Here is a 24,333-nt window from a genome sequence, read left to right on the forward strand (position 1 = left end):
CCTCCGTGCCCCGTCTGTCTGAAGTCATCGCCGAGCTGGACGCCCTCTGGCCCCCCGAGCGTGCCGAGGGATGGGATGCGGTCGGCACGGTGTGCGGCGATCCCGGGGCGGAGATCGACCGCGTGCTGTTCGCCGTCGACCCCGTGCGGCAGATCGCCGACGAGGCCCGCAGCCTCGGTGCCCAGCTGATCGTCACCCACCACCCGCTCTATCTGCGGGGCACGACGACGGTCGCCGCCTCCACCTTCAAGGGCCGGGTCGTGCACGGCCTCATCAAGCACGACATCGCGCTGCACGTCGCGCACACCAACGCCGACAGCGCCGACCCGGGCGTCTCCGACGCCCTCGCGGGCGCCCTCGGCCTCCGCGTCACCGGCCCCCTCGTCCCGGACCCCACCGATCCCGAGGGCCGGCGCGGCCTCGGCAGGATCTGCGAGCTCGACCACCCCGAGACCCTCCGCGACCTCGCCGCACGCGCCGCCGCGCGCCTGCCCGCCACCGCGCAGGGCATCCGGCTGGCGGGCGACCCGGACGCTCTCGTGCACCGGGTCGCGGTGAGCGGCGGCTCCGGCGACAGCCTCTTCGACGCGGTACGCGCCAGTGGCGTCGACGCCTTCCTCACCGCCGACCTGCGCCACCACCCGGCCTCCGAGGCCGTCCAGCACTCGACGCTCGGCCTGGTCGATGCCGCACACTGGGCCACCGAGTGGCCCTGGTGCGAGCAGGCAGCCGCCCAGCTCGACGCAATTTCCGACCGCCACGGATGGGACCTGCGGGTCCACGTCTCGAAGCAGGTCACCGACCCCTGGACCACCCACCACTCTTCTGGAGCCCCCAACTGAACGCCGCGCCCGCCGACCAGATCCGACTCCTCGAAGTCCAGGCCCTCGACGTACGTCTGTCGCAGCTCTCCCACAAGGGCACGTCCCTGCCCGAGCACGCCGAGATCGACTCGCTGAACAGCGACCTCGCCCAGCTGCGCGACCTGCTGGTCGCCTCGCAGACCGAGGAGAGCGACACCACCCGCGAGCAGACCAAGGCGGAGCAGGACGTCGACCAGGTGCGCCAGCGCGCCGTCCGCGACCAGCAGCGGCTCGACTCCGGTGCGGTCTCCTCGCCGAAGGACCTGGAGAGCCTGCAGCGCGAGCTCACCTCCCTCGCCAAGCGCCAGGGTGACCTGGAGGACGTCGTCCTCGAGATCATGGAGCGCCGCGAGTCCGCCCAGGAGCGCGTCACCGAGCTGACCGAGCGCGTCGGTGCCGTCCAGGCCAAGCTCGACGACGCGACCGCCCGCCGGGACGCCGCGACCAACGAGCTCGACGCCGAGTCCGCCACCGTCGCCAAGGACCGCGAGGTCGTCGCGGGCGCGATCCCCGCCGACCTGCTGAAGCTGTACGACAAGCTGCGCGCCCAGCAGGGCGGTGTCGGTGCGGCCCGGCTCTACCAGCGCCGCTGCGAGGGCTGCCGCCTCGAGCTGAACATCACCGAGGTCAACGACGTGAAGGCGGCGTCCCCGGACACCGTGCTGCGCTGCGAGAACTGCCACCGCATCCTGGTCCGCACCTCGGAGTCGGGCCTGTAATGGCCGCTCCCCACCAGCTGGTCGTGGAGGCCGACGGAGGCTCCCGGGGCAACCCGGGGCCCGCCGGTTACGGCGCGGCCGTCATCGACCCGGTCACCGGCGAGACGCTCGCCGAGGCCGCCGAGTACATCGGCGTCGCGACGAACAACGTCGCCGAGTACAAGGGCCTGATCGCCGGTCTGAAGGCGGCGAAGGCCCTGTTCCCGGACGCGGCCGTGCAGGTGCGTGTCCGGATGGACTCCAAGCTGGTGGTCGAGCAGATGTCGGGCCGCTGGAAGATCAAGCACCCCGACATGAAGCCGCTCGCGGCGGAGGCCGCACGCATCCTGCCCGCCTCCTCCGTCACGTACGAGTGGATCCCGCGCGCCGAGAACAAGCACGCCGACCGGCTCGCCAACGAGGCGATGGACGCCGGCAAGCGGGGCGGGCAGTGGGAGCCGTCGTCCTCGACGGCCGCCCTGGACGCCCCGCGGCGTACTCCCGTCGCCCCGGATCAGCCCACGGCGGGTCCGCCCGGGGACGCCGTCGCGGGCGCGGCGAAGGTACGCGCCGCGATGGCCGCTGCCCGCCCGGCCGCGGGGGTGACCCCGCAGGTGGGCTGGGGGAGTTCACCCGACCTGGGTGCCCCCGCCACCTTCGTCCTGCTCCGGCACGGAGAGACGGCCCTCACCCCCGAGAAGCGGTTCTCCGGCAGCGGCGGCAGCGACCCCGAACTCTCGGCCACCGGCCGCCACCAGGCCGCCTGCGCCGCGGAGGCCTTCGAGGCCCGCGGGACGGTCCAGGAGATCGTCAGCTCGCCGCTGCGCCGGTGCCGCGAGACGGCCGCTGCCGTCGCCGACCGGCTCGGCCTGGAGGTCCGCGTCGAGGAGGGGCTGCGCGAGACGGACTTCGGTGCGTGGGAGGGCCTCACCTTCGCCGAGGTACGGGAGCGCTACGGCCCCGACCTGACCGCCTGGCTCGCTTCCGCCGACGCGGCGCCGACCGGCGGCGGCGAGAGCTTCGCCGAGGTGGCCGACCGGGTCTCCGCGGCCCGCGACCGCCTGATCTCCCGCTACTCGGGCCGTACGGCGCTCGTGGTCACCCATGTCACCCCGATCAAGACCCTGGTCAGACTGGCACTGGGAGCCCCGCCGGACTCCCTGTTCCGGATGGAGCTTCTTCCCGCCTCCGTCTCGACGGTCGCTTACTACGCGGACGGCAACGCCTCGTTGAGGCTCCTCAACGACACGTCGCACCTGCGGTAGCGGGATGCGGTGACCTGGTCCACGGGTCTGCTCGGCTTCGTTGCGGGCCTGCTGATATCGATGGCGACGGCGCCCGTGGGCGTGTCCGGCGCGGTGTTCCTGCTGCCGGTCCAGGTCAGCGTGCTCGGCGTGCCGAGCCCCGCGGTGACCCCCACCAACCTGCTGTACAACGTGGTGTCCTGCCCCGGGGCCCTGCTGCGCTACCGCAACAGCGGCCGGCTGCGCGGACCGCTGACCCGGCTGCTCGTCGTGGGCGCGGTGCCGGGTGTCGTGATCGGTGCGGTGATCCGGGTCTTCGCCGTACCGGGACCGGTCGTCTTCCGTCTGTTCATCGCCGTTCTGCTGCTCCCCCTGGGCGCCTGGCTGTGCGCCCGGACCCTGCGCCCCTCAGGCCGCGCCGCCGCCTCCGCGCAGCCCTCGCCGCGTGCCACCACCGCTCTCGCCGTCGCGGTCGGTGTCGCGGGCGGCATCTACGGGATCGGAGGCGGTTCCCTCCTCGGTCCGGTCCTCGTCGGGCGCGGGGTACCCGTCGCGAAGGTCGCCCCCGCTGCCCTCGCCTGCACGTTCGTGACCTCCCTCGCGGGGGCGGGCACCTACGCACTGCTGTCGCTGACCGCCACGGGCGACATCGCACCGGACTGGCCACTCGGCCTGGCCTGCGGATTGGGCGGGCTCTGCGGCGGCTACCTCGGGGCGCGCCTCCAGCCCAGCCTTCCCGAGACGGCGCTGCGGCTCCTGCTGGGCTCCCTGGCCCTGGGCATCGGTGCGCTGTACGCCGTCCAGGTCGTGCGCTGAGGGCGGCTCAGGCCCTCGACTCCGCCGTCCTCAGCCCCGCAGCGCGGACGCCTTGCGTGCCAGTCGCTCCACCCGTGCCCAGTCCTTCGAGGCCACGGCGTCGCCGGGCACCATCCAACTGCCGCCGATGCAGCCGACGTTCGGCAGGGCCAGGTACGACGGTGCCGACGCGAGCGAGATCCCGCCCGTCGGGCAGAACCTGGCCTGCGGAAGGGGCGCGGACAGCGCCTTGAGGTAGGCCGTGCCCCCGGCCGCCTCGGCCGGGAAGAACTTCATCTCCGTGACCCCGCGCTCCAGCAGCGCGACCACCTCGGACGTCGTCGATACCCCCGGCAGGAACGGCACACCCGACGCCTTCATCGCGTCCAGGAGCGCGTCCGTCCAGCCGGGACTGACCAGGAAGCGCGCCCCGGCGGCGACCGTCCCGGTCACATGCGACACGGATATCACCGTGCCCGCACCCACCACGGCGTCCGGAACCTCCGCGGCGATCGCCCGGATCGCCTCGAGCGCGGCGGGCGTCCGCAGCGTCACCTCGATCGCCGGGAGCCCGCCCGCGACGAGTGCGCGGGCCAGCGGCACCGCGTCGGCCGCGTCCTGGAGAACGACGACGGGGACGACGGGGGCGAGGTCCAGCACGGAAGGGGACGCGGAAGGCGCGGATGAGGTCATGACGTCATCCTGCCGCGCCCACCGCACTCCACGCAACGATCGTTGCGCATGCTGCAACGTCAGTGGATCTCGGTGACCACCACATCGAGCGCCCAGGCCCGTCCGGCCCGCTCCGGAGCCTGCGCCTCGACCACGTGACCGAGGTCCCGCAACACCTCCACCAGCTCCGCAGGTCCCTTCGGCCGCGCCCCCGCGAGCAGCAGGTCACGGACCATCCGGCCCTTGGTCGCCTTGTTGAAGTGGCTGACCACCGACCGCTTCTCCACCCCGTTCACCCTCTGCGACTGCAGCACCCGCACGCTCGCCGTGCGCTCCGCGACCTCGCCCGCAGGCTTCCACGCCCCGGTGTAGGCGGATGACCGCAGGTCCAGCACGAGCCCGCTCCCGGCCGCCTCCGGCATGACCGAGGCCATGGGGGCGCGCCAGTAGGCGTTGAGTGCGCCCAGCCCCGGCAGCTTCACGCCCATCGAGCAGCGGTACGAAGGAATCCGGTCGCCGATGTGCACCGCGCCCCACAGCCCCGAGAAGACGACGAGCGACTTCCCCGCCCGCCGCCGGGCCGCCGGGTCCAGGGAGGCCAGGTCCAGGGCGTCGTACAGCACTCCGGTGTAGATCTCCCCGGCCGGCCGGGTACCGGCCGTGCGCAGCTCCGCGTTCTTCGCGATCTCGCCCCGCAGTCCTTCGCTCAGGCCGAGCACCTCACGTGCCTTCTCCTCGTCGGCCATGCACAGCTCGACCAGCTCGTCGAGGATCACGGCCCGCGCCCCGGCGAGGCCCGGAAGCGACAGGGCCTCCGGCTTCAGGGGTGCTCCGCGCCCCGAGGCGGCCTTTCCCTCGGAGGGCGGCAACAGCACGAGCACGGGTGTCTCCTTCGTACGTGACAGAGGGCGTTGGCAGAGGCCCGTAGCGGCGCCCGAACCCCTCGGCAAGGGTACGGGCCCGGCGCGCACGACCTCCGAGGCGCCCGCGGGCCGACCGGGATGCCGACCGCACCGCCCCGGCCTACGCTCGGTGGCATGCCTCGCCGCCAGCTCCACATGACCGGCGCAGCCGACACCCCGCTGCGGGCGGCCCTGCGCGGACTGCGTGCCGAGCTCGGTCTGTCGGCCGGATTCCCGCCCGCCGTGCTCGCCGAGGCGGCCGAGGCCGCCGAGTCCCCGGACCTGTCGGGCCACCAGGACGCCACGGACCTGCCCTTCCTCACGATCGATCCGCCCACCTCCACGGACCTGGACCAGGCGATGCACCTGGAACGGCGCGGGAACGGCTTCCGGGTGCACTACGCCATCGCCGACGTCGCCGCGTTCGTCCGGCCGGACTCGGCTCTGGACGCCGAGGCCCATCACCGGGTGACCACCCACTACTTCCCCGACGGCAAAGTGCCCCTGCACCCCACCGCGCTCTCCGAGGGGGCGGCCAGCCTCCTCCCAGGAGAGACCCGCCCGGCCGCGCTCTGGCGGATCGACCTCGACTCCGAGGGACGCCAGACCGCCTGCGAGGTGCGCCGGGCCCTCGTACGCAGCAGGGCCAAGCTCGACTACGCGGGTGTTCAGCGGCAGATCGACGCAGGCACCGCGGAGGAGCCGCTCGCCCTGCTCAGGGACATCGGACGGCTGCGCGAGGAGCAGGAGGTCGCGCGGGGCGGCATCTCTCTCGACGTGCCCGAACAGGAGATCGTCGAGCGGGACGGCACCTTGGACCTCGACTACCGCGTGCCCCTGCCCGCCGACGGCTGGAACGCCCAGATCTCCCTGCTCACGGGTATGGCGGCCGCCCGGATCATGACGGAGTCGGGCACCGGCATCCTCCGTACGCTGCCGGTCGCCCCCGACGGTGCCGTCGCCGCCTGAGGCTCTGTGCCCAGGCCCTGCGCATCGACTGGCCGCACCACGTCCCGTACGCCGAGGTCGTCCGCTCGCTCGACCCCCGCCAGGGCAACCACGCCGCGTTCCTGCAGGAGTGCACCACACTCCTGCGCGGCGCCGGCTACACCGTCTTCGAGCACGGCGACCTCCCCACCCCCGCCGTGCACGCCGCCGTCGCCGAGCTCTACACGCACTGCACCGCGCCGCTGCGCCGCCTCGTCGACCGGTACGCCGCCGAACTGTGCCTCGCGGCTGTTGCCGGCGAAGAGCCGCCCGAGTGGGTGCTCCGGGCGCTGCCCGCACTGCCGAAGGAGATGGCGGGGGGGACCCGCCGGGCCAACACGGTGGAGCGCGAGTGCGTGGATCTCGTCGAGGCCGCGCTGCTCAAGGACCAGGTGGGCGCGGTCTTCGACGGGTACGTGATCGACGTCAAGGACGACGAACCGGCCGTCGGGACCGTCCACATCGAGGACCCGGCGATCGTCGCCCGGATCGAGGGCGGCTCCGCTCTCCCGCTCGGCGAACGGCTGCGGGTCCGGCTCACACAGGCGGACCCTGGCTCGTCGAAGGTGCTGTTCGCGCCCGCATGAGGGCGGCGACCGCCGCGCGTGGGTCATCGGCGTGGAAGCGGACGGTGTGCGCGACAGGCTCCCGGATCCCTGCTCCTGGCGGGCCAGATCGGCGTCCAGCTCTCCCAGCACCTCGACGCGCTCGCGCCCGGCGTCGTAGGCCAGCACGTCCCGCACCTCGTCGAGACCGAGGCCGAGCTCGGTGAGCCGCCGGATCCTGGCCAGCAGGACCGCGTCGCGGACGCTGTAGACCCGGTAGCCGTTGGCCCGGCGCGCGGGCCCGGGAGGTGACTCCGACGAGCGCGGCGATCTCTCCGCTGCGCATGAGGCCAGTAGAAACCCTGACGCTGCGGCAAGGTCAAGCTTCCGGGCCTGCCGGGTGCGGGCGGCTTGTCCCCGTCTCGTACGATCGCGCCTTCGGACACGGACTCCCGGACTCCGTACCAAGGAAGGGTTCACGCGTGAGCGACCTCGCCACCGGCCAGGAGATCAGCAGGCCCCGGCAGATCGTCGCCGCCGCCCGGGCACTCCTGGAGGAGGAGGGCCCGGAGGCGCTCACCATGCGCCGGCTGGCCGACCGGGTGGGCTTCACGGCGCCCTCCCTCTACAAGTACTTCCCGGACAAGTCCTCCGTGGTGGCCGCCCTGGCCGGTGAGATGCTCGGGGAGGCGGCCGAGGTGCTGGAGGCGGCGGAGCGGGAGGCCCCCGGTTCCTTCGCGGCCCTGGCCGCGGCGTACCGCACCTACGCACTGGCCCACCCGCACCTCTACCTCCTCACCATGGGCCGCCCCGTGAACCCTGCCGCCGGGGTGCAGGACGCCGCGGCGGCCCCGCTGTTCCGCGCCGCCGGTGGTGACGAGGACCGGGGCCGGGCGGCCTGGGCCTTCGCCCACGGGATGGTGGTCCTGGAACTGAACGGCCGCTTCCCGCCGGGCGCCGACCTCTCGGCGGCCTGGGAGGCCGGGATCGCGGCCTTCACGGCCTGACGGCGAACCGGGCGCCCCGCCCCGCCGGGTAGCATGGTCGACACGGCAGACGAGCCGGGCGGACGGCCGCGTGAGGATCTCCGGATCCTCCCGAGGAACGTCCGGGCTCCACAGGGCAGGGTGGTGGCTAACGGCCACCCGGGGTGACTCGCGGGACAGTGCCACAGAAAACAGACCGCCCGGGACCTCGGTCCCGGGTAAGGGTGAAACGGTGGTGTAAGAGACCACCAGCGCCTGAGGTGACTCAGGCGGCTAGGTAAACCCCACCCGGAGCAAGGTCAAGAGGGACCGTCGCGAGACGGTCCTGCGCGAACGTCCGAGGGCTGCTCGCCCGAGTTCGCGGGTAGACCGCACGAGACCGGCAGCAATGCCGGTCCTAGATGGATGGCCGTCTCCCCGGCCGCCGCGAGGCGACCGGGCGACAGAACCCGGCGTACAGCCCGACTCGTCTGCCGTCACCTGCGGTTTTTCCTCTCGAAGGGCCTCCGACCTGTGTCGGAGGCCCTTTTCGGTCTTTCAAGGGCTTGCTGGCGTTAGGCAGCGAAAAGCCTCTCCGAAGTCCCTCAGACAGGGCTGAAAGTCCCTGAAAAGTCCCTCACGATGATCTTTACAGGATGTGCCGGAAGCCTGAATTGGTCTCGTGGGCGACCCGCGTCCTCGGTGACGGAGTAACTGCCGCTGTGCGGCCGCACCGGGGAGGAGGCGGGGGAAGAGGTTGACCATCACGCCTCCTTGGCGAAGAGCCCGACGGCGCCCTGTACTCGGGCCGTGAGCAGTGACGGGTCGCTACGCCAACCGTGAACTGGCTGCCACGTTCGCCATCACGGTCGCCGAGATTCTCCACAAGAATTCCGGGATCATCCCGGCGGAGGACCCGGTCGCGGTGGAGATCGGAGTACCTCCAGGCGGCAACATCCGGCATCAGCACCAAACCCGGCACGTCTTCGGTCGGCTCTGGTGGCGGGCCCACCTCGTCCATGACAGCGAAGCCGAAGAAGGAGATCTGTACGCCGCCCTGAACATCCTCGGCGAATCGGCCTTCGACCAGATCTACGTCCGCCGCACGTCCATCGGCGGCAGCCCTTCGTTGGTCCGAGGCATCCTCAGAGTCTGGGAGGAGATCGACGTGCCCCGAGACGAGGTTAGGGAGCGCGCTCTCCTCCGGGAACTCCTGATGCGGGTCTTGAGGCTTCAGGCATTCGTCTCGTTCGATTCGTTGACGGCTGACGATCTGGACGAGGAACCCGGAAAGCTGGCCGACGAGTCGCTTCGAGCGCTGACCGGTCGTGCCTGACGGCGACGCTCTCGCCCTCTGGGCGGTGTTCGCCGCGCTTGTCGTAACACAGGTGTATTGACCCGCAGCGTCGAGTCGACCAACAGCGCGAACTCGTCGATCACTCTCACTTTCGACCGCCCATTCGGCGACCGTCGCGGCGGGTCGCCGGACCCGGTGCCGACAGGTACTTACGGACCGTCTACTGGTCCAGCAGGGTCATCCGGGCCGCCAGACTCCGGAAGCGCCGCAATTCCATCCACGATGCGGATCCAGGACCACCGTCGGCTGCCTCCCTCCGCCTCTCACCGCACAAGCAGCAGAGTGCCGAGCAGAAGGTCTCACCGCATCAACAACCGCCCCTTCTATCCGTATACAGGCTGGTGCGTTCCTGTGTACGCCGACGCCCGCTTTCCCGGCGTGACCAAAAGGTGAACTAAACATCCTATCTAGGGATTAAATTAGCAGTCGAAAACGGCTTCTGGCGTGATGGTGCCCAGACCGAGGTCCACGGACCGAAAGTGTGAAGGTTGTGCATGATGATCTTCATATGCTTTGATCCGCCCCCACACGTGTACATGAGGAGGGGGCGGTCACATGAGACCAGAGACAGAGTTGCGACGAAGATCCCGGCGGGGGAGTCGCGCAGTAGTGCAACGCCGTTTGTCACAAGTGGCGTTGGCGGTAGCGGCCGTGTTGGCAGCTGAGATGGTGCTAGTGGCCTCTACCACGGGTCAGGTATTCGCTCAGCCACAACAGAGGGCGGCAGCGGCTGCGGAGAAGCCGACGCCGAAGCCCGCGACGTCAGCGGTCGATGTCACCTCGGCTCGAGTTGCGGCCCGTCTGTCCGGCCATCGGGTGGAAGCCTTGTCGGAGCGCACCGAGACTTCTACGACGTGGGTGAACAAAGACGGGACGCTGACCACGGAGCTCTCGGCTGGACCAGTACGCTTCGAGCGGGCCGGTCAATGGACGGATGTCGATGTCGCACTGCGCGCGGCGGATCAGGGTGCCGAGCCCTTGGCGCACCCATACGGTCTAAAGGTCGGTGGCAAGCCCGGCACGTCTGCCTCCCCGCTGGCCGCGGTGGGCACGGGTGAGCGGATTGCCCTGGGGTGGAAGGGCACACTGCCCCCACCGAAACTGGACAAGGCACATGCGCTGTTCGCAAGGGCCGCTCCTGGGATCGACGTAAGCGTTACCGCGACCCGTACAGGTTTCGAGCAGTTCGTGAGTATCACGAAGCGGCCTGCGGCCGGCTTCTCCTACACACTGCCGCTTGACGTCAGCGGCCTGAGCGTGAGGCAACAAGCCGATGGCAGCCTGCTGTTCAGTGACAAGAAGGGCAAGCAGTGGGCTGTCATGTCGGCCCCGTCCATATCGGATGGGGCCGCCAACGGGGTGATAAGCGAGCTCGCCCGTCGCATACCCGTGGATATTGAACTGACGGGCGAGGGCGACAACGCAGAGCTGACCTTCACACCCGACGCGAAGATCCTGGCCGACCCGGGCACCACTTTTCCTCTCACGGTGAGCACCGCACTCGCGGTGCAGTCGCAGGCCCTGCAGAGCGTGGCCCGGCAGGGCGTGACCGGCGAACGCGCTGTCGGATCGAAGCTCCTGCTGGGGCAATCCGGGACGAAGAGCGGGGATGTCGGAAGGCAGACCGCCCAGTCCTTCCTGACCCTCGACACCGCGGCTCTGGCCGGCACCAAGATCGCCAGCGCGAAGCTGGAACTGTGGAACACAACTTCCAAGAAGCAGGTTGAGGGTACGGCCCCGGGCTGGGAGGTCTGGTCGGCTGACGGCAAGGCCGCAGATGCAGCCGAAGGTTGGGACAAGCGGCCGGACCTGAAGGCGAGGCAGGCCGCCTCCCGACCGGGCAGGGAGCCGGGACAGCACAGCGCCGATGTGACCGACCTGGTTCAGGACTGGGCTAAAAGCAAGGCCCCCAGCGGCACGCTGGCCCTGCGTGCCGCTGACGAAAGCACCACATCAGGTTGGCAGGAGCTCAACTCCGGCAGCGCCATCGAGAACACACCCGCGCTGACGATCACCTACGCCGCCGCACCCAACGTGGGCTCCTCGCGAGAGGCGGGACCGCCGTTCTACCAGAACAACGGTACCTACATGGTGAACACCCTCACGCCGACGCTGCGTGATGTGCTCTCCGACATGGACGGCGACAAGGTCCGTGCCGCCTTCAAGATCGAGACGCCTAGCGGCACCCGGGTCGGCAATCTGATCGACTCCAGCTATGTTGCCTCAGGGCAGGCCGCCTCGGTGACCGTCCCGGCGGGCCTGCTGACGAACGGCTCAGCCTACAAGTTCCAGACCCAGACCTACGACGGCAACGAATACAGCAACTGGTCTGCATGGCAACCCTTCAGTGTCGACACCTCCGCACCCTCCGCTCCGACGTCGATCACCTCCACCGACTACCCCATAGGTGTCTGGGCCAAGGGCGAGGGCCAGGCCGGCGACTTCACCGTCGCACCCCCTGCAGCTGACCACCAGTGGCTGGAGTGGTCGCTGGACGGTGTCAACTGGACCAAGGTCGAGACCGGCGGTTCCGCCACGGCGAAGAAGATCAGCGTCACCCCGCCGCGCAACGGCACTCACACCCTTCAGATCCGCGCGGTGGACCGGGCCGACAACAAGTCCGAGCCGAAGGACTACATCTTCAACGCCGGCAACAGCGGCTTCGCTCAGCCCGGCGAGGGTGAGCGCACCGCAGGGCGCCTGCCTCTCGCAGTGGAGACCGAGGCCGGCAAGTTCGACAAGGCGACCTTCTCCTGGCGGCGATCCGAGGCCGACGCCTGGGTAACAATCCCCCCAGCGAACATCACCCTCGGCGGCAACCCGCTGACAGCGTGGCCCGTTCCGCTGACCGATGGCAAGAACGCCCCTCTCGTCTGGAATGCCGTCGCGACTGTTCCCACCAGCGGCAGCGCGGAGATCAAGGCGGACTTCACGGGCCCCAGCAGCGCCACCGGCAGCACGACGCCGCTGAACGTGGTCATTGACCGTGACGGCGACGGCGCGGCCACCACGACCGTTGGCCCGGGTGAGCTGAACCTGCTGACCGGTGACTACACGCTCTCCTCCACCGACGCTTCCTTCTTCAACCTGACCGCGACGCGTTCGTTCTCCTCCCGCTCGCCCACCAAGGCGCAGTACCAAGAGGGACAGGCCCCGATTTTCGGCAAGCACTGGGTTTCGGGAACTATCGCCGAGCTGACCGAATCTGCCTACAGCCATATCCGCCGTGTCTCCGACACCGCTGTTGATGTGGTGATGGCCGAGGGTGACGCCATCCACTTCACCGCCAACGCCAGCAGGACCGGATGGATCGCCGAGACCGGCTCTGAGGCGCTGACCCTTGAAGGCAGCGTTACGGGCACCTTCACGCTGACCGATACCGACGGCACCGCCACCGACTTCACCAAGCCGGACTCGACAGCCACCACCTGGCAGGTGACCACCTCGCAGCTCGAGGCGACAGAGAACTCGACCACCAAGGTGATCTCCGAGACCGTCACAGTGGGCGGCAAGAAGCTGGCCCGACCCAAGAAGATCATCGCCCCGACATCTGCAGCCACACAGTCCGCGTGTGACCTGAACCCGGCCCTCAAGGGCTGCCGGATCCTGGAATTCGACTACGCGACTACCACGACGGCCACCGGCGATCAGACGAGTGCGGACTTCGGTGATTTCGCCGGCCAGGTCAAGGAGCTCAAACTCTGGGCTACCCAGCCCGGAGCTGGCAACGCCACTGCGACCGCGGTGCAGACCTACCGGTACGACAGGAACGGCAACCTGCGTCAAACCTGGGATCCGCGTCTGGGGCCGGGCACCAAGACGCAGTACGCCTACCACGAGGACCGCCTCGTCTGGATGGCCCCTCCCGGACAACTGCCCTACACCTTCAGCTACGACACCATCGCTTCCGCCGCCGCGCCGGGCGCCGGCATGCTGGTCAAGGTCACCCGCGCCACCCTTGAGCAGGGCAGCGCCACCGAGACCGGCCCCAACGCCGTGACCACCATCGTCTATGGAGTTCCGCTCACCGGGACCAAGGCCCCGAATGAGATGAAGGACGCCGGGCATTGGGGCCAACTCGACCGCCCTACCGACGCCACCGCGATCTTCCCCGCCGACCAGATACCCGCTTCGCACGCGGGCAGCAGTCTGACCGCCGACGGATACAAGCGCGGAACCATCCACTATCTCAACGCCTCAGGACGAGAAGTCAACACTCTCCTGCCTGGGAAAAACCTCGTCACCATTGAGTACGACCGGTATGGGAATACCGTCCGTGAGCTCAGTGCGGCCAACCGTGAGCTCGCCTTGGGCGCCACCGACAAGCAAAAGCGTGTCCTGACCGACCTGGGCATCGTCGAACGTCCCTGGCACGAACGCGCAGCTTTGCTCTCCACCACGTCAATCTATGACGAAACCGGCTCTCGGAAGCTCGAGGAGTTCGGCCCGATCCACCGTGTCGATCTGACGGAAGACCTAAAGGATGGCGCCAATATTCTGCTCGCGAAAGGCGCCTCGGTCGCTGCCCGGTCCTGGACAGTCAACAAATACGATGAGGGCCGCCCCACCGACGGAACAGCTGCGGTCAGCAACGAGATCACCACGGTGATCACCGGCGCGCGGGTCCGCGATTACGACTCGATCATGGCCGAACTGCGGGTGTCCAAGAGCAGCTACGACTGGGCCAAGGGCCTCCCTACGCACAGCATTCAAGACGCGGGAGGCTCTCTGAACTTGGACACGGCAACCGAGTACGACGCTCAAGGGCGCGTGACGAAGCGCATTCTTCCCGGCGCGAACGGTGGGGACGCCACGACCAGAATCACCCAGTATTGGACCGCCGACGGTACCGGCTGGTGCAAGGGCCGTCCCGAATGGGCCGATCAGGTCTGCTGGACTGGTCCCGCAGGCCCGGTTACAGGTGGCGGGAACCAGCCCTCCGCTCTGCCTTCAACCACTTCGGAGTATGGCTACTACGGTCAGGTTACGAAGGAAACACGCGAAGCTGGGAGTAAGAATCTCACCTCTATGGCGTGGTATGACGCGGCCGGCCGCTTGGAGAAAACCGCGTCATACAACGGCCTTGGCCGCGCGGTCCCAGAGACCGCAACCGAATACGACGCTGTCACCGGTGCCGTGACGAAGGTCTCGTCTCCTTCCGCTGGGACCGTCACCAAGGCATATGACAATCTCGGTCGCCAGATCTCCTATACCGACGCGGATGGAGGCACGACGACTACCGAGTTCGACTTGCTCAACCGTCCTGTCAAGCTGATCGATAGTGCACCCTCTACGGTTACGTTCACCTACGATCACAACGCCGAACCGCGCGGATTTGTCACTCGCACCAATGACTCTGTCGCCGGCGAGTTTTCTGCCACGTACGACCAGGACGGCTCGGTCGCTACAGAGAATTTGCCCGGTGGATACAACCTGAGCGTGGTCGAGGACCCTGCCGGTGTTGTGACTTCGCGGAGCTACAGTCGAGCTGGTGACGGCCTTTCCGTACTCACAGACACCGTCACCGAGTCTATCCACGGGCAAGTGACCAGCCATCAAGGTTGGAGTCGGCAGGAGTACGACTACGACAAGGCGAGTCGGCTCACGGGTGTCCGGCAGTTTGGACAAGCCAGCTGTACTCGACGCGACTACGAATTCGACAAACGCGCCAACCGAAAAGCCCTGACGACCACAGTTGGGACCTCCGCCGCCGACTGCCCCACAGCCGGCGGCACCAACACCATCAGCTACACCTATGACAGCGCCGACCGCCTAGTTGACGCCGGCTACACCTACGACGACTTCGGCCGCACCACCGCACTGCCGGGCACCACCATCGGCTACTACGCTAATGACCTTGTCCACCAGCAAACGGCAGGCGACAAACGCCAGACCTGGGAACTCGACCCCAACCTGCGCTTCCGCTCCTGGACGGTCGAAACCGGCACTTCGGGCACCTGGAGCAAAACCGGTACGAAAGTAAATCACTATGCAAACGACAGTGACTCGCCTCGCTGGATCGTAGAGGACACTGCGGGAATGCTTACCCGTTACGTATCCTCCGCCTCTAACGCGTTCGCAGCGACCACTAGCAAAAATGGCGATACCATTCTTCAGCTCGCCAATATTCACGGTGATATATCCCTCCAGCTACCTCTGGACGTCGGCAGGGCACCGACAGTGCTTGAGTCCGACGAGTACGGGACATCTCTCACCGAACAAGCAGTTTCCCGCTACGGTTGGCATGGAGCTTCGCAGCGCTCCTCGGAGAGTGCGGGAAATCTTGTACTGATGGGCGTTCGGCTTTATAACCCGGCTACTGGGCGTTTCCTCTCCAGCGATCCTGTTTATGGTGGATCCGCAAATGCGTACGAGTATTGCGGCGGCGATCCCATAAATTGCTCGGACCTCGACGGTCGATCCGCTAAGAGCAGTATGAACAAGTACGAGAAAGCGCTGTGCAAAAAGCATCCGCACGGCTGCTACAAGTGGGGAATAGCCAGCGACTGGGCCTTCAGTATCGCGGGAGGTAATGGCCGATACAATAACGCCCTTCGACACTGCATTTGGCAGGCTCGACTGACCTTCATGCTCGGCGCAAATGCGGCCAAGCAGTGGGCCACTGCCCATGAAGGAAAAGATAGAAGTACGGATCACTATATTGATCTGCACAACAATTCTTGGGGCAGGAAGGTTGGAGCGTCCGTGAAAAAGAATTACGGAAATTCTCGAACGTACACGTCACGGATTGTCGACACGTGCAAGCAGCTGATTCATAACGGCTGTCTGCGACTGAAGTAGCCCACTGGGTCGCCTAATCGCAGAACTGTGCGAGGGAGAGCCGCCAATTTTTTCATAATCTTTTCCCGTCAAAATGCAGAACGCAATCTGTCTGCAACGGGTTTCATTATGGAAATAAGGCGGCTCTCCACCTCGATCCAAAGCGCCTAGGATCGATCGCGTGGGAACTTGCGTACGCAAGAGTTGGAAAAAGCGAGGTGGCGTCCGCAATCCATGTACTGAACTCCCCGGCACGCCAGTTCTCCGGCAGGTTCCGTCACCAAACCCCACGCCGGCCCAGTAGGCACAACCCCGTCAAATCCATTGAAATGTTTGATAAATATGGAACGGAAATGATAACCATGGAGAACCGCGCAATAAAGATATTTGCAGTGGTTATCGCAACCGCTTTTGGTATCGCTAGCTTCTATCTTTCAGCGGTCGTGATTCTTGTCGGATTTGTTCCCCTGGCCTCCGGTGCGATCGACGGGCGAGTCGCAGACCCCGCATTTCTTTTCATATTTGCCGCCATAATCCTTTTCCTGACTTTCGTTGCATCTATATTTACTTCCTTTGCGACGAGGGTAAATTCTCGGCGCAGGCGCCTCTCCTTCGGCTTGAGTGTCCTGATCTTCATTCTCCAAATGATCCTTTATGTGTATGTCTGATATGGCAGCTAATTCCTGCCGGCCCGGCAATGACATTGTCAATTAGGATCATTTCTTGATCTTTCGCCCCTTCGCTGCCGGATTGAAAGATGCGCCCGCCCATCGAGCCAGCACTACCGAGATTTCCTCCGAGTCGATGGATCTGGCGCCGCTTTGATCTCTCCTGTCGCGACACGTAAAACGGCAACTAAAATCGGCGGGCCGGGCGGCCGTATCGTCGAGGAGACTTTCGTCGACGTGTGTGGAAGTTCGCGTATTTCCCCAGCCGAAACCTTTACGTGGAGCCGAAGAGGGTGGAGATCGCCCGCACGCACTGGGAGGATTTCCGCACGCTCGGCAACCGGTCCAGCGGTGTGCCCGACGCGCTGCGCCGACTGCTCGCGGCCGTCGACGAGGACGAGGCCATGGGGGCCTACTGGGACCTCGAGAATGTCGTGGTCGTGCAGGGGCGGCTGCACAGTGCCGCGGTGCCGACGGTCTCCGTCCTCCCTCCTGGCGGGCCTGCTCGACGAGCTGTCGGCGGACGCCCGGGACCTTGTCCTGGAACTCCTTCAGCAGATCGTCACGGGCGAGTCCGACGAGGCCGAGGCCGCCCTGGGCCACACCGACCTGGGTGACCGCTGCCGGGAAGCGGCGCGCACCGGTCTGTGGCTCGTCTACCGCGAGCTGGGTACGCGACGCCGAGAGACGGCGGAGGCCGTTCTGGAGCGCGTCGAGAACGACAAGCCAAGGCTCGCCGCCTATCCGGCCGGTGTCCGAGGCAAGTAGCGTGCGGGTGCCTCAGCCGGACTGCTGGAGCGGCAGGGCCCCTGGAGACCGGCTCGTTCCCGGACTCCAGGGGCCCTTTCCGTTCCCTCGGTCGCGGCCTCGCCCACGCCAGGTCGGACATGACCGCCCAAGGGAACAAAGAGTGTCACCGGCCTTAACGGAGAACTGCGGAATCAAAAATGCAGTGCAACTCCCCGTCGAAACTCTCCGGTCCACCGCAAAATCGCTGCTGGATTTAGCCTCCCGCCGTTAGGCTGAGGCCGCTCGGGGGAATTCGAGAATGGTTTTCCATGCGGAGGAAGTAATTCCGTGAATCTCTCGAGCGGGCGGCCGGAATTCCATGGCTGACCCGTTGTCCTGCCGCCCAGGAATCCTTTTGACGAAAGATGAGGAAGACCTGTGAGACGCATGACCTCCGTGCTGCTGTCCCTGAGCGCCCTGCTGGCGTCCTCCGCGCTGGTCGTACCCACGGCCGGAGCCGCCCCCGGGGCCGACCGGCCGGCCGCTGTGCCCGGCGGGTGGGAAGCGGTGGACGGCGCCGAACTGGCCCGCACAGCCGGGGAGGCGGACACCCGGCGTGCCCCGTACGCCGCCGGTGACGGTGTCTCCGCCACGGCCGCGGAACCCGAGCTCACCGCCATGCAGTCGGCCCGCAACGGGAAGTTCGTCGCCACCGAGGTGAATTACGCCGCCCCGAACACCGGCGTGCTGCGCGCCCGCTCCGCCGACGTCGGCGGAGCCTGGGAGGGTTTTGCCTTCGAGTGGAACGAGAACACCCAGACGTACGCCCTGAGGTCCCTGGCGAACGACCGTTACGTGGCGGTCGAGAAGAACTTCACCGGCAGCGCGCAGAACGTGCTGCGCGCCCGTTCCACCGGTGTGGGCGGCTGGGAGCAGTTTGTCGTGTACTACAACGAAGGGCTGGACCGCTGGGCGCTCCAGTCCACGCTGAACGGGCTCTTCGTCACCATGGAGAACAGCTACACCGGATCGCTGCAGTACGTGCTGCGCGCCCGCTCCGCCGAGATCACCGGCTCCTGGGAGGAGTTCGTCCTCTACAACCTCGGCGCCTGACATCCGTCCGAGCTGATCCGTGAACTGCCCGACTGTGGCCCGGAAAAGATCGCGCCACACCCCGACGCCCCTGGTATAGCTGTGCGTTCACGAGCGAGGGAGCAACGGATGGCGACGGACGAGCCGGCACAGCAGGCAGGGACCGAGATACGGCTGCGCGCCGCGTCGGCCCGGGACGCCGAGGAGATCACCCAGGTCTTCCTGGACTCGCGGGCCGACGCCCTGCCCTACCTGCCCCGGGTCCACAGCGATGAGGACACGCTCGCCTGGATCACCCACGTCGTGCTTCCCGGAAGCACGGTGTGGGTCGCCGAGGGCGAAGCCGGGGAGGTGCTCGGGTTCGCCTCGCTGGACGCGGACGGGCACGAACTCGACCAGCTCCACCTGCGCCCCGGCTCCCTGCGCCGCGGTATCGGCTCGCGGCTCCTCGCCCTGGTCAAGGAGGCCTCGGGCGGGGAGCTGAGCCTGTACACGTTCCAGCGCAACACCGCGGCCCGCGCCTTCTACGAGCGGCACGGGTTCACCGCGGAGTCCTACGACGACGGCAGCCGCAACGAGGAGAAGGAACCCGACGTGCTGTACCGGTGGAGGGCCGCCGCCGGATCGCCCGCGGCCGCGCCCGACTCCGCGCGCTGATCCACCGGGGACGACAGGACAGCAGCCCTTGGTATCGGCCTCGTCGCCGAGCACGGGAGCCTGCCGCCATGTCCTTGCCACGCCTCGGAGTCGTCATCGTGACGATGGGCAACCGTCCGCGGGAGCTGGAGGCGCTGCTCGCCTCGGTGGAGAAGCAGGACGTGCCCGCGGCGAGAGTGGTGCTGATCGGCAACGCGACGCCCTTCGACGGCGTGGACGTCGCCGAGAACGTGACCAAGCTCCCGCTCGGCGAGAACCTGGGCTGCCCGGGGGGCCGGAACGTCGGTCTGGAGATGCTGCGGGAGTCGGGCGAGGTCGACGCCGTCATCGGACTGGACGACGACGGCCTGCTCGTCGCCGACGACGTGTTCCGCACGGTCCAGCGGCTGTTCGCGGCGGACCCCGGGGCTGGGGATCATCGGCTTCCGGATCGCTGACGAACACGGACACACGGAGCGGCGCCGGGTGCCCCGGCTGCGTGCCGCCGATCCGATGCGCCGCGGCCTGGTGACCGCGTTCCTCGGTGGCGGACACGCCTTCTCGATGCCCGTGCTCGAGGAGACCGGCCTGTGGCCCTCGGAGTTCTCCTTCGGGCACGAGAAGTCCGACCTGGCCTGGCGCGCGCTCGACGCGGGGTGGAAGATCCTGTACGAACCCGAGCTCGTCCTCCGGCACCCGAAGACGTCGCCGGCCCGGCACGCGGTCCACTACCGGTTCACCGCCCGGAACCGGGTGTGGCTCGCCCGCCGCCGGCTCCCCGTGCCCCTGGTTCCGGTCCATCTCGGTGTGTGGATCCTCCTCACCCTGGTGCGCAGCCGGTCCCTGACCGGACTCGGAGCGTGGTGGGGCGGCTTCGCCGAGGGCGTGCGGACGCCCTGCGCCCCGCGCAAGCCGATGAAGTGGCGCACCGTGTGGAGGATGACGCGCCTGGGGCGTCCACCAATCGTCTGAGGGCGCCGGATCGGTCAGGATTCGAGAAGCGCGGGTCACGGACCCGCACCTAATCTGGTCGTCATGGACATCAGCATTCACGCGAGTTTCCTCCCGCACGACGACCCGGACGCGTCCCTCGCCTTCTACCGCGACGTCCTCGGCTTCGAGGTCCGCAGTGACGTCGGACAGGGCAAGATGCGCTGGATCACGGTCGGCCCCGTCGGTCAGCCCGGGACCTCCATCCTCCTGGCGCCGCCTGCCGCCGACCCCGGCATCACCGAGGACGAGCGCCGCACCATCGCCGAGATGATGGCCAAGGGCACCTACGGCTGGATCCTGCTGGCCACCCCGAACCTCGACGCGACCTTCGAGAAGGTGCAGGCCGGAGACGCCGAGATCGTCCAGGAGCCCACCGACCAGCCGTACGGCATCCGCGACTGCGCCTTCCGCGATCCCGCGGGCAACCTGGTCCGCATCCAGGAAGTCCGCTGATCCGTCCGGTCGTCGGTCCGGCCGTGACGGCCGGACCGATGGCCGCCTGAGGAGAACCGCAACCCTCACCGCCGTCGGGCACGTCGCCGGGTGCTTCGGCATGCCTGCGGATGCTCGCGGACACCGACGAAAACTCGCGGACACCGACGAGAAGGAGTTCTCCCATGTGTCACCCCTCGTGGGGGCGCGCGCGCATCGTGGCGCAGCGCCCGAGCGACGACCTCGCCCGCATGCGCCGCGTCCGGGACCGGATCGACCGGGAGTACGCACAGCCGCTGAACGTCGAGGCGCTCGCAGTCGGCGTGCACATGTCCGCCGGGCACCTCAGCCGTCAGTTCCGGCTGGCGTACGGCGAGTCGCCGTACTCGTACCTGATGACGCGGCGCATCGAGCGCGCGGCGGCGCTGCTGCGGCGTGGCGACCTCAGCGTCACCGAGGTCTGCTTCGCGGTCGGTTGCTCGTCGCTGGGCACCTTCACCACCCGCTTCACCGAACTGGTCGGCATGCCGCCCGGCGCCTACCGCCGCGGTGCGACGGTCGCTGTGGCGGGGATGCCGCCGTGTGTGGCCAAACAGGTGACAAGACCGGTCAGGAATCAAGAAGCGCCGGCCGTCGAGCCCCAACTAGCGTGATGACCATGAACTCCATCGAATCCGTCACCCTCGACGTGGCCGACCCGTCGGCCGCCCGCCACTTCTACTCCACCGCATTCGGCCTGGACACGCAGATTCGTCTGCGGGCCTCGGAGGCACCCACGACCGGCTTCCGCGGTTTCACGCTCTCGCTCACCGTGTCGCAGCCGGCCGACGTCGACAGCCTCGTCGACGCCGCCGTCGACGCGGGCGCCACCCCGCTGAAGCCTGCCGCGAAGTCGCTCTGGGGCTACGGCGGTGTCGTACAGGCACCGGACGGGGCGATCTGGAAGGTCGCGACCTCGGCCAAGAAGGACACCGGCCCCGCCACCCGTCGGATCGACGACATCGTGCTCCTGCTGGGAGTCGCCGACGTGGTCGCGAGCAAGCGGTTCTACGCCGGTCAGGGCCTGGCCGTGGCCAAGAGCTTCGGACGCGTGTACGTCGAGTTCGCCGCCGGACCGGGTCCCGTCAAGCTGGCGCTGTACCGGCGCCGTGCCCTCGCCAAGGACGCAGGTGTCTCCCCCGACGGCACCGGATCGCACCGCCTCGTGATCGGCGGCGCTGCCGGGCCCTTCAGCGACCCGGACGGCTTCGCCTGGGAGGCGGCGTCGCCGGCACTCGCGTCCTGACGTGCCACTGCCGCCACACCTGCCACTGCTGACGGAGCCCGTCCCCGAAGGACGGGCTCTCCACGGGACGAAACGGGAGGAATCATGACGGGCGCGCCGCCGCGTGGACGCGAGGAGAGGCTGCGGGACACCCGCGCGAAGCTGGAAAACGACGTCGATCTCTGGGTTGCGACGTCGGGCTCCCCGGGCGGTGTCCACCTCATCCCGCTCTCGTACCTCTGGGACGGGACCGCGTTCCTCGTCTCGACGCCGCGCGCCTCGGTCACCGGCCGCAACCTGCTGGCCGACCACCGGGTGCGCCTCAGCCTCGGGCCGACCCGCGACGCCGTCGTCGTCGACGGCCTCGCCGAGCCGGTGGACGTCGACGGCCTCGCGCCGGGGACGGGCGACGCGTTCGCGGCCAGGACCGGTTTCGACCCGCGCGCTCTCGACGAGCCCTACCGGTACTTCCTGATCAGGCCGCTGCGCATCCAGGCCTGGCGCGAGGCGAACGAGCTGCGGGGACGCGACCTCATGCGCGACGGCAGCTGGCTCGGCTGACCGCCGCACGGGAGCCACACCCGGCGGGTGCTGCGGCCGGTCAGGAGTCTTCGGCGGGCGAAGCATCGGTCAGCCGCGCGTACATGACCATGTCCCGGCGGTGGTCCCCGACCTGCTGCCAGCCGCGCATCAGCCCTTCGGGCCGGTACCCGGCACTCTCGGCGGTCCGTGCCGACGCGGTGTTCCAGGGCTCGACGAGGAGTTGGACGCGGGGGATGCGAAGGTCGTGCAGGGCCCAGGTGGTGACCGTACGGAGTGCCGCGCCGGCCACTCCCTGCCGGCGGGCGCACTCGCTCATCCAGTACCCGACCGACGCGCGGCCCTCGGCCTCGTCCCTGAGCCACAGCCCGATGGAGCCGACCGGCCGCCGGTCCCGGGTGCGGACGATGGCGAACGGGTAGCCGGTGCCGGTGGCCGCCCGTTCCCACTGGCGCCGGACGTACGCCTCCGCCTCCGGCTCCGAGTACGGCGAGGGGATCGTGGTGATCAGCGGGATGTAGTCGTCCGCCGCCACCTCGCGCACGAGGGGCAGATCGCTCATCTCCCAGGGGCGCAGGACGAAGTCGGCTCCGGCGGTGAGGCTGGGAACGGTGAGGGGGCGTGCCATGGCCGTCATCCTTTCGCGAACACGTCCCCGGACAGGGGCCCGACTCACCCGGCGGACGTCCGCGCGCCGCGCCTGCCGAGGAAGGCTCCGGCGAGCAGGGCGCCGGCCAGGACGAGTGCCGAGTTGACCAGGACCGCGGCCGAGACGCCGGACAGCACCGCGTCGGGCCCCGTGGCCGTTCCCATCCGCGCGGTGACGACCGCGCTCATGACCGGGATGCCCATCGTGATGCCGACCTGCTGCGTCATCGTGGCGAGCCCGGTGGCCAGGCCCTGCTCCTCGTCGGGGAGTCCGGAGGTGGCGGTGACCATGAAGCCCACGATCATCAGCATGTTCCCGATGCCGCCGACGAAGGTCGCGGCCAGCAGGAGCTGGATCCAGCCGCCCGAGGTGCCGAGCGCCACCAGGGAGAGGGTGGCGGCGGCCTGGACGACGCCGCCCAGGACGATCGTGCGCCGGTTGCCGAACCTGCCCACGGCACGGCCGCCGAGCATGCCGCCGATGACGGTTCCGGCTCCCAGCACGCCGAAGGCGAGGCCGGTGGCGAGCGGCGAGTAGCCGAGGACCTCCTGGAGGTAGAGCGTGAGCAGGAAGACCAGGGAGGTCTCGGTGACGAAGGCGATCAGTCCGGTGGCGTTGCCCCAGATGACGCTGCGCCGCTTCAGGATGTGGACCGGGACCAGGGGGGCCGCCGCCCGCTTCTCGACGAACAGGAAGGCGACGAGCAGGGCCGCGCCCGCGAGCAGTGCGGCCAGGGTCGTCGGCGCCAGCCAGCCGGACTCGCCGGCCTGCGTCAGCCCGAACACGAGGAGCAGCAGGCCGCCGGTCACGGTCGCGGCGCCCGGCACGTCGAGCCTGGGGCGTTCGGCCGGCCGGGAGTCGGTGATCACGGACGGGGCGAGCGCCACGACCAGTGCGGCCACGGGCACGTTGACGAAGAAGGCCCAGCGCCAGGAGAGCAGGTCGGTCAGCAGGCCGCCGAGGATCGCCCCGGCGGTGAAACCGGCCGACATCAGGGCGCCGTTGAGGCCGAGGGCGCGGTCGCGCAGGGGTCCCTCCCTGAACGCGGTGGTGAGCAGCGCGAGCCCGGCCGGGGTGACGGCCGCGGTGGCCAGGCCCTGGAGGACCCGTGCGGTGAGCAGTACTTCGGGGGAGGTGGCGAGTCCGCCGAGTACGGAGGACAGGCCGAGGACGACCATGCCGCCGATGAACAGGCGCTTACGGCCGACGAGATCGGCGACGCGGCCGAACAGCAGGGTGAACCCGGCGGCGGCAAGCGCGAAGGAGGTGGCGATCCACTGGAGGTGGGAGAGGGAGAAGCCGAGCCCTTCGCCGACGGCGGGCAGGGCGACGTTCAGGATCGAGAAGTCCACGGCGATCATGAACTGTGCGCCGAGGAGCAGGACGAGGACGAGCTTCTGCCGTCCGGTCATGCGGAGAAGGGGAGGGGCCGGGGGAGCCGGGGTGGTGAGGGGCGCTGTGCGGGACGTGGACATGGGGAGCCCTTTCCTGAAGCGGATGGCTCTAACGGGTCCTTGGTTCC

Annotated in this window: 19 protein-coding genes, 1 other RNA gene and 3 pseudogenes; 18 read left to right on the top strand and 5 right to left on the bottom strand. The window is 68.5% G+C overall.

Features of this window, described 5'->3' with window-relative positions; translation table 11 throughout:
• Window positions 1–5: 5 nt before the first annotated feature.
• The 4 genes from OG844_RS34965 to OG844_RS34980 are packed head-to-tail and all read left to right on the top strand — an operon-like array spanning window position 6 to window position 3,621.
• The gene (locus OG844_RS34965) at window positions 6–842 is read left to right on the top strand and encodes a Nif3-like dinuclear metal center hexameric protein (protein ID WP_406395807.1); all 837 of its coding nucleotides are present in this window, start codon (window positions 6–8) and stop codon (window positions 840–842) included.
• Window positions 839–1,582, top strand: a complete 744-nt coding sequence (locus tag OG844_RS34970; RefSeq protein WP_406396364.1) for a zinc ribbon domain-containing protein — start codon at window positions 839–841, stop codon at window positions 1,580–1,582. The genes OG844_RS34965 and OG844_RS34970 overlap by 4 nt, the downstream gene beginning before the upstream one ends.
• Window positions 1,582–2,826 (top strand): bifunctional RNase H/acid phosphatase, encoded by a 1,245-nt coding sequence (locus tag OG844_RS34975; RefSeq protein WP_406395809.1) that lies wholly within the window; start codon window positions 1,582–1,584, stop codon window positions 2,824–2,826. The genes OG844_RS34970 and OG844_RS34975 overlap by 1 nt, the downstream gene beginning before the upstream one ends.
• A 9-nt stretch (window positions 2,827–2,835) precedes the next feature.
• Window positions 2,836–3,621 carry a sulfite exporter TauE/SafE family protein gene (locus OG844_RS34980; protein WP_406395811.1) on the top strand — a complete coding sequence of 262 codons (786 nt, stop codon included), beginning with the start codon at window positions 2,836–2,838 and terminating at the stop codon, window positions 3,619–3,621.
• A gap of 30 nt (window positions 3,622–3,651) precedes the next feature.
• Here the strand turns inward: OG844_RS34980 and eda are convergent, their stop codons facing one another.
• Window positions 3,652–4,293, bottom strand: a complete 642-nt coding sequence (gene eda, locus OG844_RS34985; protein WP_406395813.1) for a bifunctional 4-hydroxy-2-oxoglutarate aldolase/2-dehydro-3-deoxy-phosphogluconate aldolase — start codon at window positions 4,291–4,293, stop codon at window positions 3,652–3,654.
• Between the two features lie 59 nt (window positions 4,294–4,352).
• The gene (gene yaaA / locus OG844_RS34990; RefSeq protein WP_406396365.1) at window positions 4,353–5,153 is read right to left on the bottom strand and encodes a peroxide stress protein YaaA; all 801 of its coding nucleotides are present in this window, start codon (window positions 5,151–5,153) and stop codon (window positions 4,353–4,355) included.
• Between the two features lie 177 nt (window positions 5,154–5,330).
• Between yaaA and OG844_RS34995 the strand changes: the two are divergent.
• Window positions 5,331–6,748, top strand: a pseudogene (locus OG844_RS34995) (RNB domain-containing ribonuclease).
• 69 nt (window positions 6,749–6,817) lie between these two features.
• On the opposite strand, the pseudogene OG844_RS35000 reads toward OG844_RS34995, so the two are convergent.
• Window positions 6,818–7,052 (bottom strand): annotated as a pseudogene (locus tag OG844_RS35000) (MerR family transcriptional regulator); the annotation flags it as partial.
• 136 nt (window positions 7,053–7,188) lie between these two features.
• Here OG844_RS35000 and OG844_RS35005 point away from each other — a divergent pair.
• The 13 genes and pseudogenes from OG844_RS35005 (at window position 7,189) to OG844_RS35065 (ending at window position 22,183) form a co-directional block, all read left to right on the top strand.
• A complete protein-coding gene (locus tag OG844_RS35005; protein WP_406395814.1) occupies window positions 7,189–7,713 on the top strand; it encodes a TetR/AcrR family transcriptional regulator in 525 nt (174 codons plus the stop codon).
• 50 nt (window positions 7,714–7,763) lie between these two features.
• Window positions 7,764–8,165: RNase P RNA component class A (rnpB, locus tag OG844_RS35010), an RNA gene on the top strand.
• Between the two features lie 323 nt (window positions 8,166–8,488).
• On the top strand, window positions 8,489–9,007 hold the full coding sequence (locus OG844_RS35015) for a DUF6339 family protein (protein ID WP_406395816.1): 519 nt from the start codon (window positions 8,489–8,491) through the stop codon (window positions 9,005–9,007).
• Between the two features lie 846 nt (window positions 9,008–9,853).
• Entirely contained in the window at window positions 9,854–15,829 is a 5,976-nt protein-coding gene (locus OG844_RS35020) for a DNRLRE domain-containing protein (RefSeq protein ID WP_406395818.1), read from the top strand.
• 341 nt (window positions 15,830–16,170) lie between these two features.
• Window positions 16,171–16,476, top strand: coding sequence for a hypothetical protein (locus OG844_RS35025; RefSeq protein ID WP_406395819.1), 306 nt, complete (start codon window positions 16,171–16,173; stop codon window positions 16,474–16,476).
• A gap of 459 nt (window positions 16,477–16,935) precedes the next feature.
• Window positions 16,936–17,244, top strand: coding sequence for a hypothetical protein (locus tag OG844_RS35030; protein WP_406395821.1), 309 nt, complete (start codon window positions 16,936–16,938; stop codon window positions 17,242–17,244).
• Window positions 17,245–17,652: 408 nt separating this feature from the next.
• Entirely contained in the window at window positions 17,653–18,318 is a 666-nt protein-coding gene (locus OG844_RS35035; protein ID WP_406396366.1) for a fascin domain-containing protein, read from the top strand.
• Between the two features lie 108 nt (window positions 18,319–18,426).
• Window positions 18,427–18,954, top strand: coding sequence for a GNAT family N-acetyltransferase (locus tag OG844_RS35040; protein ID WP_406395822.1), 528 nt, complete (start codon window positions 18,427–18,429; stop codon window positions 18,952–18,954).
• A 68-nt stretch (window positions 18,955–19,022) separates the two neighbouring features.
• A pseudogene (locus OG844_RS35045) lies at window positions 19,023–19,905 on the top strand (glycosyltransferase family 2 protein).
• A 63-nt stretch (window positions 19,906–19,968) separates the two neighbouring features.
• Complete coding sequence (locus OG844_RS35050; protein ID WP_385625329.1) at window positions 19,969–20,379, top strand: VOC family protein; 411 nt, start codon at window positions 19,969–19,971, stop codon at window positions 20,377–20,379.
• A 164-nt stretch (window positions 20,380–20,543) separates the two neighbouring features.
• Entirely contained in the window at window positions 20,544–21,011 is a 468-nt protein-coding gene (locus tag OG844_RS35055) for a helix-turn-helix transcriptional regulator (protein ID WP_406395824.1), read from the top strand.
• A gap of 5 nt (window positions 21,012–21,016) precedes the next feature.
• On the top strand, window positions 21,017–21,643 hold the full coding sequence (locus tag OG844_RS35060) for a glyoxalase (protein WP_406395826.1): 627 nt from the start codon (window positions 21,017–21,019) through the stop codon (window positions 21,641–21,643).
• A gap of 84 nt (window positions 21,644–21,727) precedes the next feature.
• The gene (locus tag OG844_RS35065; RefSeq protein ID WP_406395828.1) at window positions 21,728–22,183 is read left to right on the top strand and encodes a pyridoxamine 5'-phosphate oxidase family protein; all 456 of its coding nucleotides are present in this window, start codon (window positions 21,728–21,730) and stop codon (window positions 22,181–22,183) included.
• 40 nt (window positions 22,184–22,223) lie between these two features.
• Here the strand turns inward: OG844_RS35065 and OG844_RS35070 are convergent, their stop codons facing one another.
• Entirely contained in the window at window positions 22,224–22,790 is a 567-nt protein-coding gene (locus tag OG844_RS35070; protein ID WP_406395830.1) for a GNAT family N-acetyltransferase, read from the bottom strand.
• A gap of 44 nt (window positions 22,791–22,834) precedes the next feature.
• Window positions 22,835–24,286 carry an MFS transporter gene (locus tag OG844_RS35075; RefSeq protein ID WP_406395831.1) on the bottom strand — a complete coding sequence of 484 codons (1,452 nt, stop codon included), beginning with the start codon at window positions 24,284–24,286 and terminating at the stop codon, window positions 22,835–22,837.
• Window positions 24,287–24,333 lie beyond the last annotated feature (47 nt).

It is taken from the genome of Streptomyces sp. NBC_00887, from assembly GCF_045207585.1.

Excerpts from the sequence above, each read along its gene's own strand:
- OG844_RS34975 (WP_406395809.1), top strand. The coding sequence starts at position 1,582 with ATGGCCGCTCCCCACCAGCTGGTCGTGGAGGCCGACGGAGGCTCCCGG.
- eda (WP_406395813.1), bottom strand. The coding sequence starts at position 4,293 with ATGACCTCATCCGCGCCTTCCGCGTCCCCTTCCGTGCTGGACCTCGCC.
- OG844_RS35025 (WP_406395819.1), top strand. The coding sequence starts at position 16,171 with ATGGAGAACCGCGCAATAAAGATATTTGCAGTGGTTATCGCAACCGCT.
- OG844_RS35035 (WP_406396366.1), top strand. The coding sequence starts at position 17,653 with ATGACCTCCGTGCTGCTGTCCCTGAGCGCCCTGCTGGCGTCCTCCGCG.
- OG844_RS35040 (WP_406395822.1), top strand. The coding sequence starts at position 18,427 with ATGGCGACGGACGAGCCGGCACAGCAGGCAGGGACCGAGATACGGCTG.
- OG844_RS35050 (WP_385625329.1), top strand. The coding sequence starts at position 19,969 with ATGGACATCAGCATTCACGCGAGTTTCCTCCCGCACGACGACCCGGAC.
- OG844_RS35055 (WP_406395824.1), top strand. The coding sequence starts at position 20,544 with ATGTGTCACCCCTCGTGGGGGCGCGCGCGCATCGTGGCGCAGCGCCCG.
- OG844_RS35060 (WP_406395826.1), top strand. The coding sequence starts at position 21,017 with ATGAACTCCATCGAATCCGTCACCCTCGACGTGGCCGACCCGTCGGCC.
- OG844_RS35065 (WP_406395828.1), top strand. The coding sequence starts at position 21,728 with ATGACGGGCGCGCCGCCGCGTGGACGCGAGGAGAGGCTGCGGGACACC.
- OG844_RS35070 (WP_406395830.1), bottom strand. The coding sequence starts at position 22,790 with ATGGCACGCCCCCTCACCGTTCCCAGCCTCACCGCCGGAGCCGACTTC.
- OG844_RS35075 (WP_406395831.1), bottom strand. The coding sequence starts at position 24,286 with ATGTCCACGTCCCGCACAGCGCCCCTCACCACCCCGGCTCCCCCGGCC.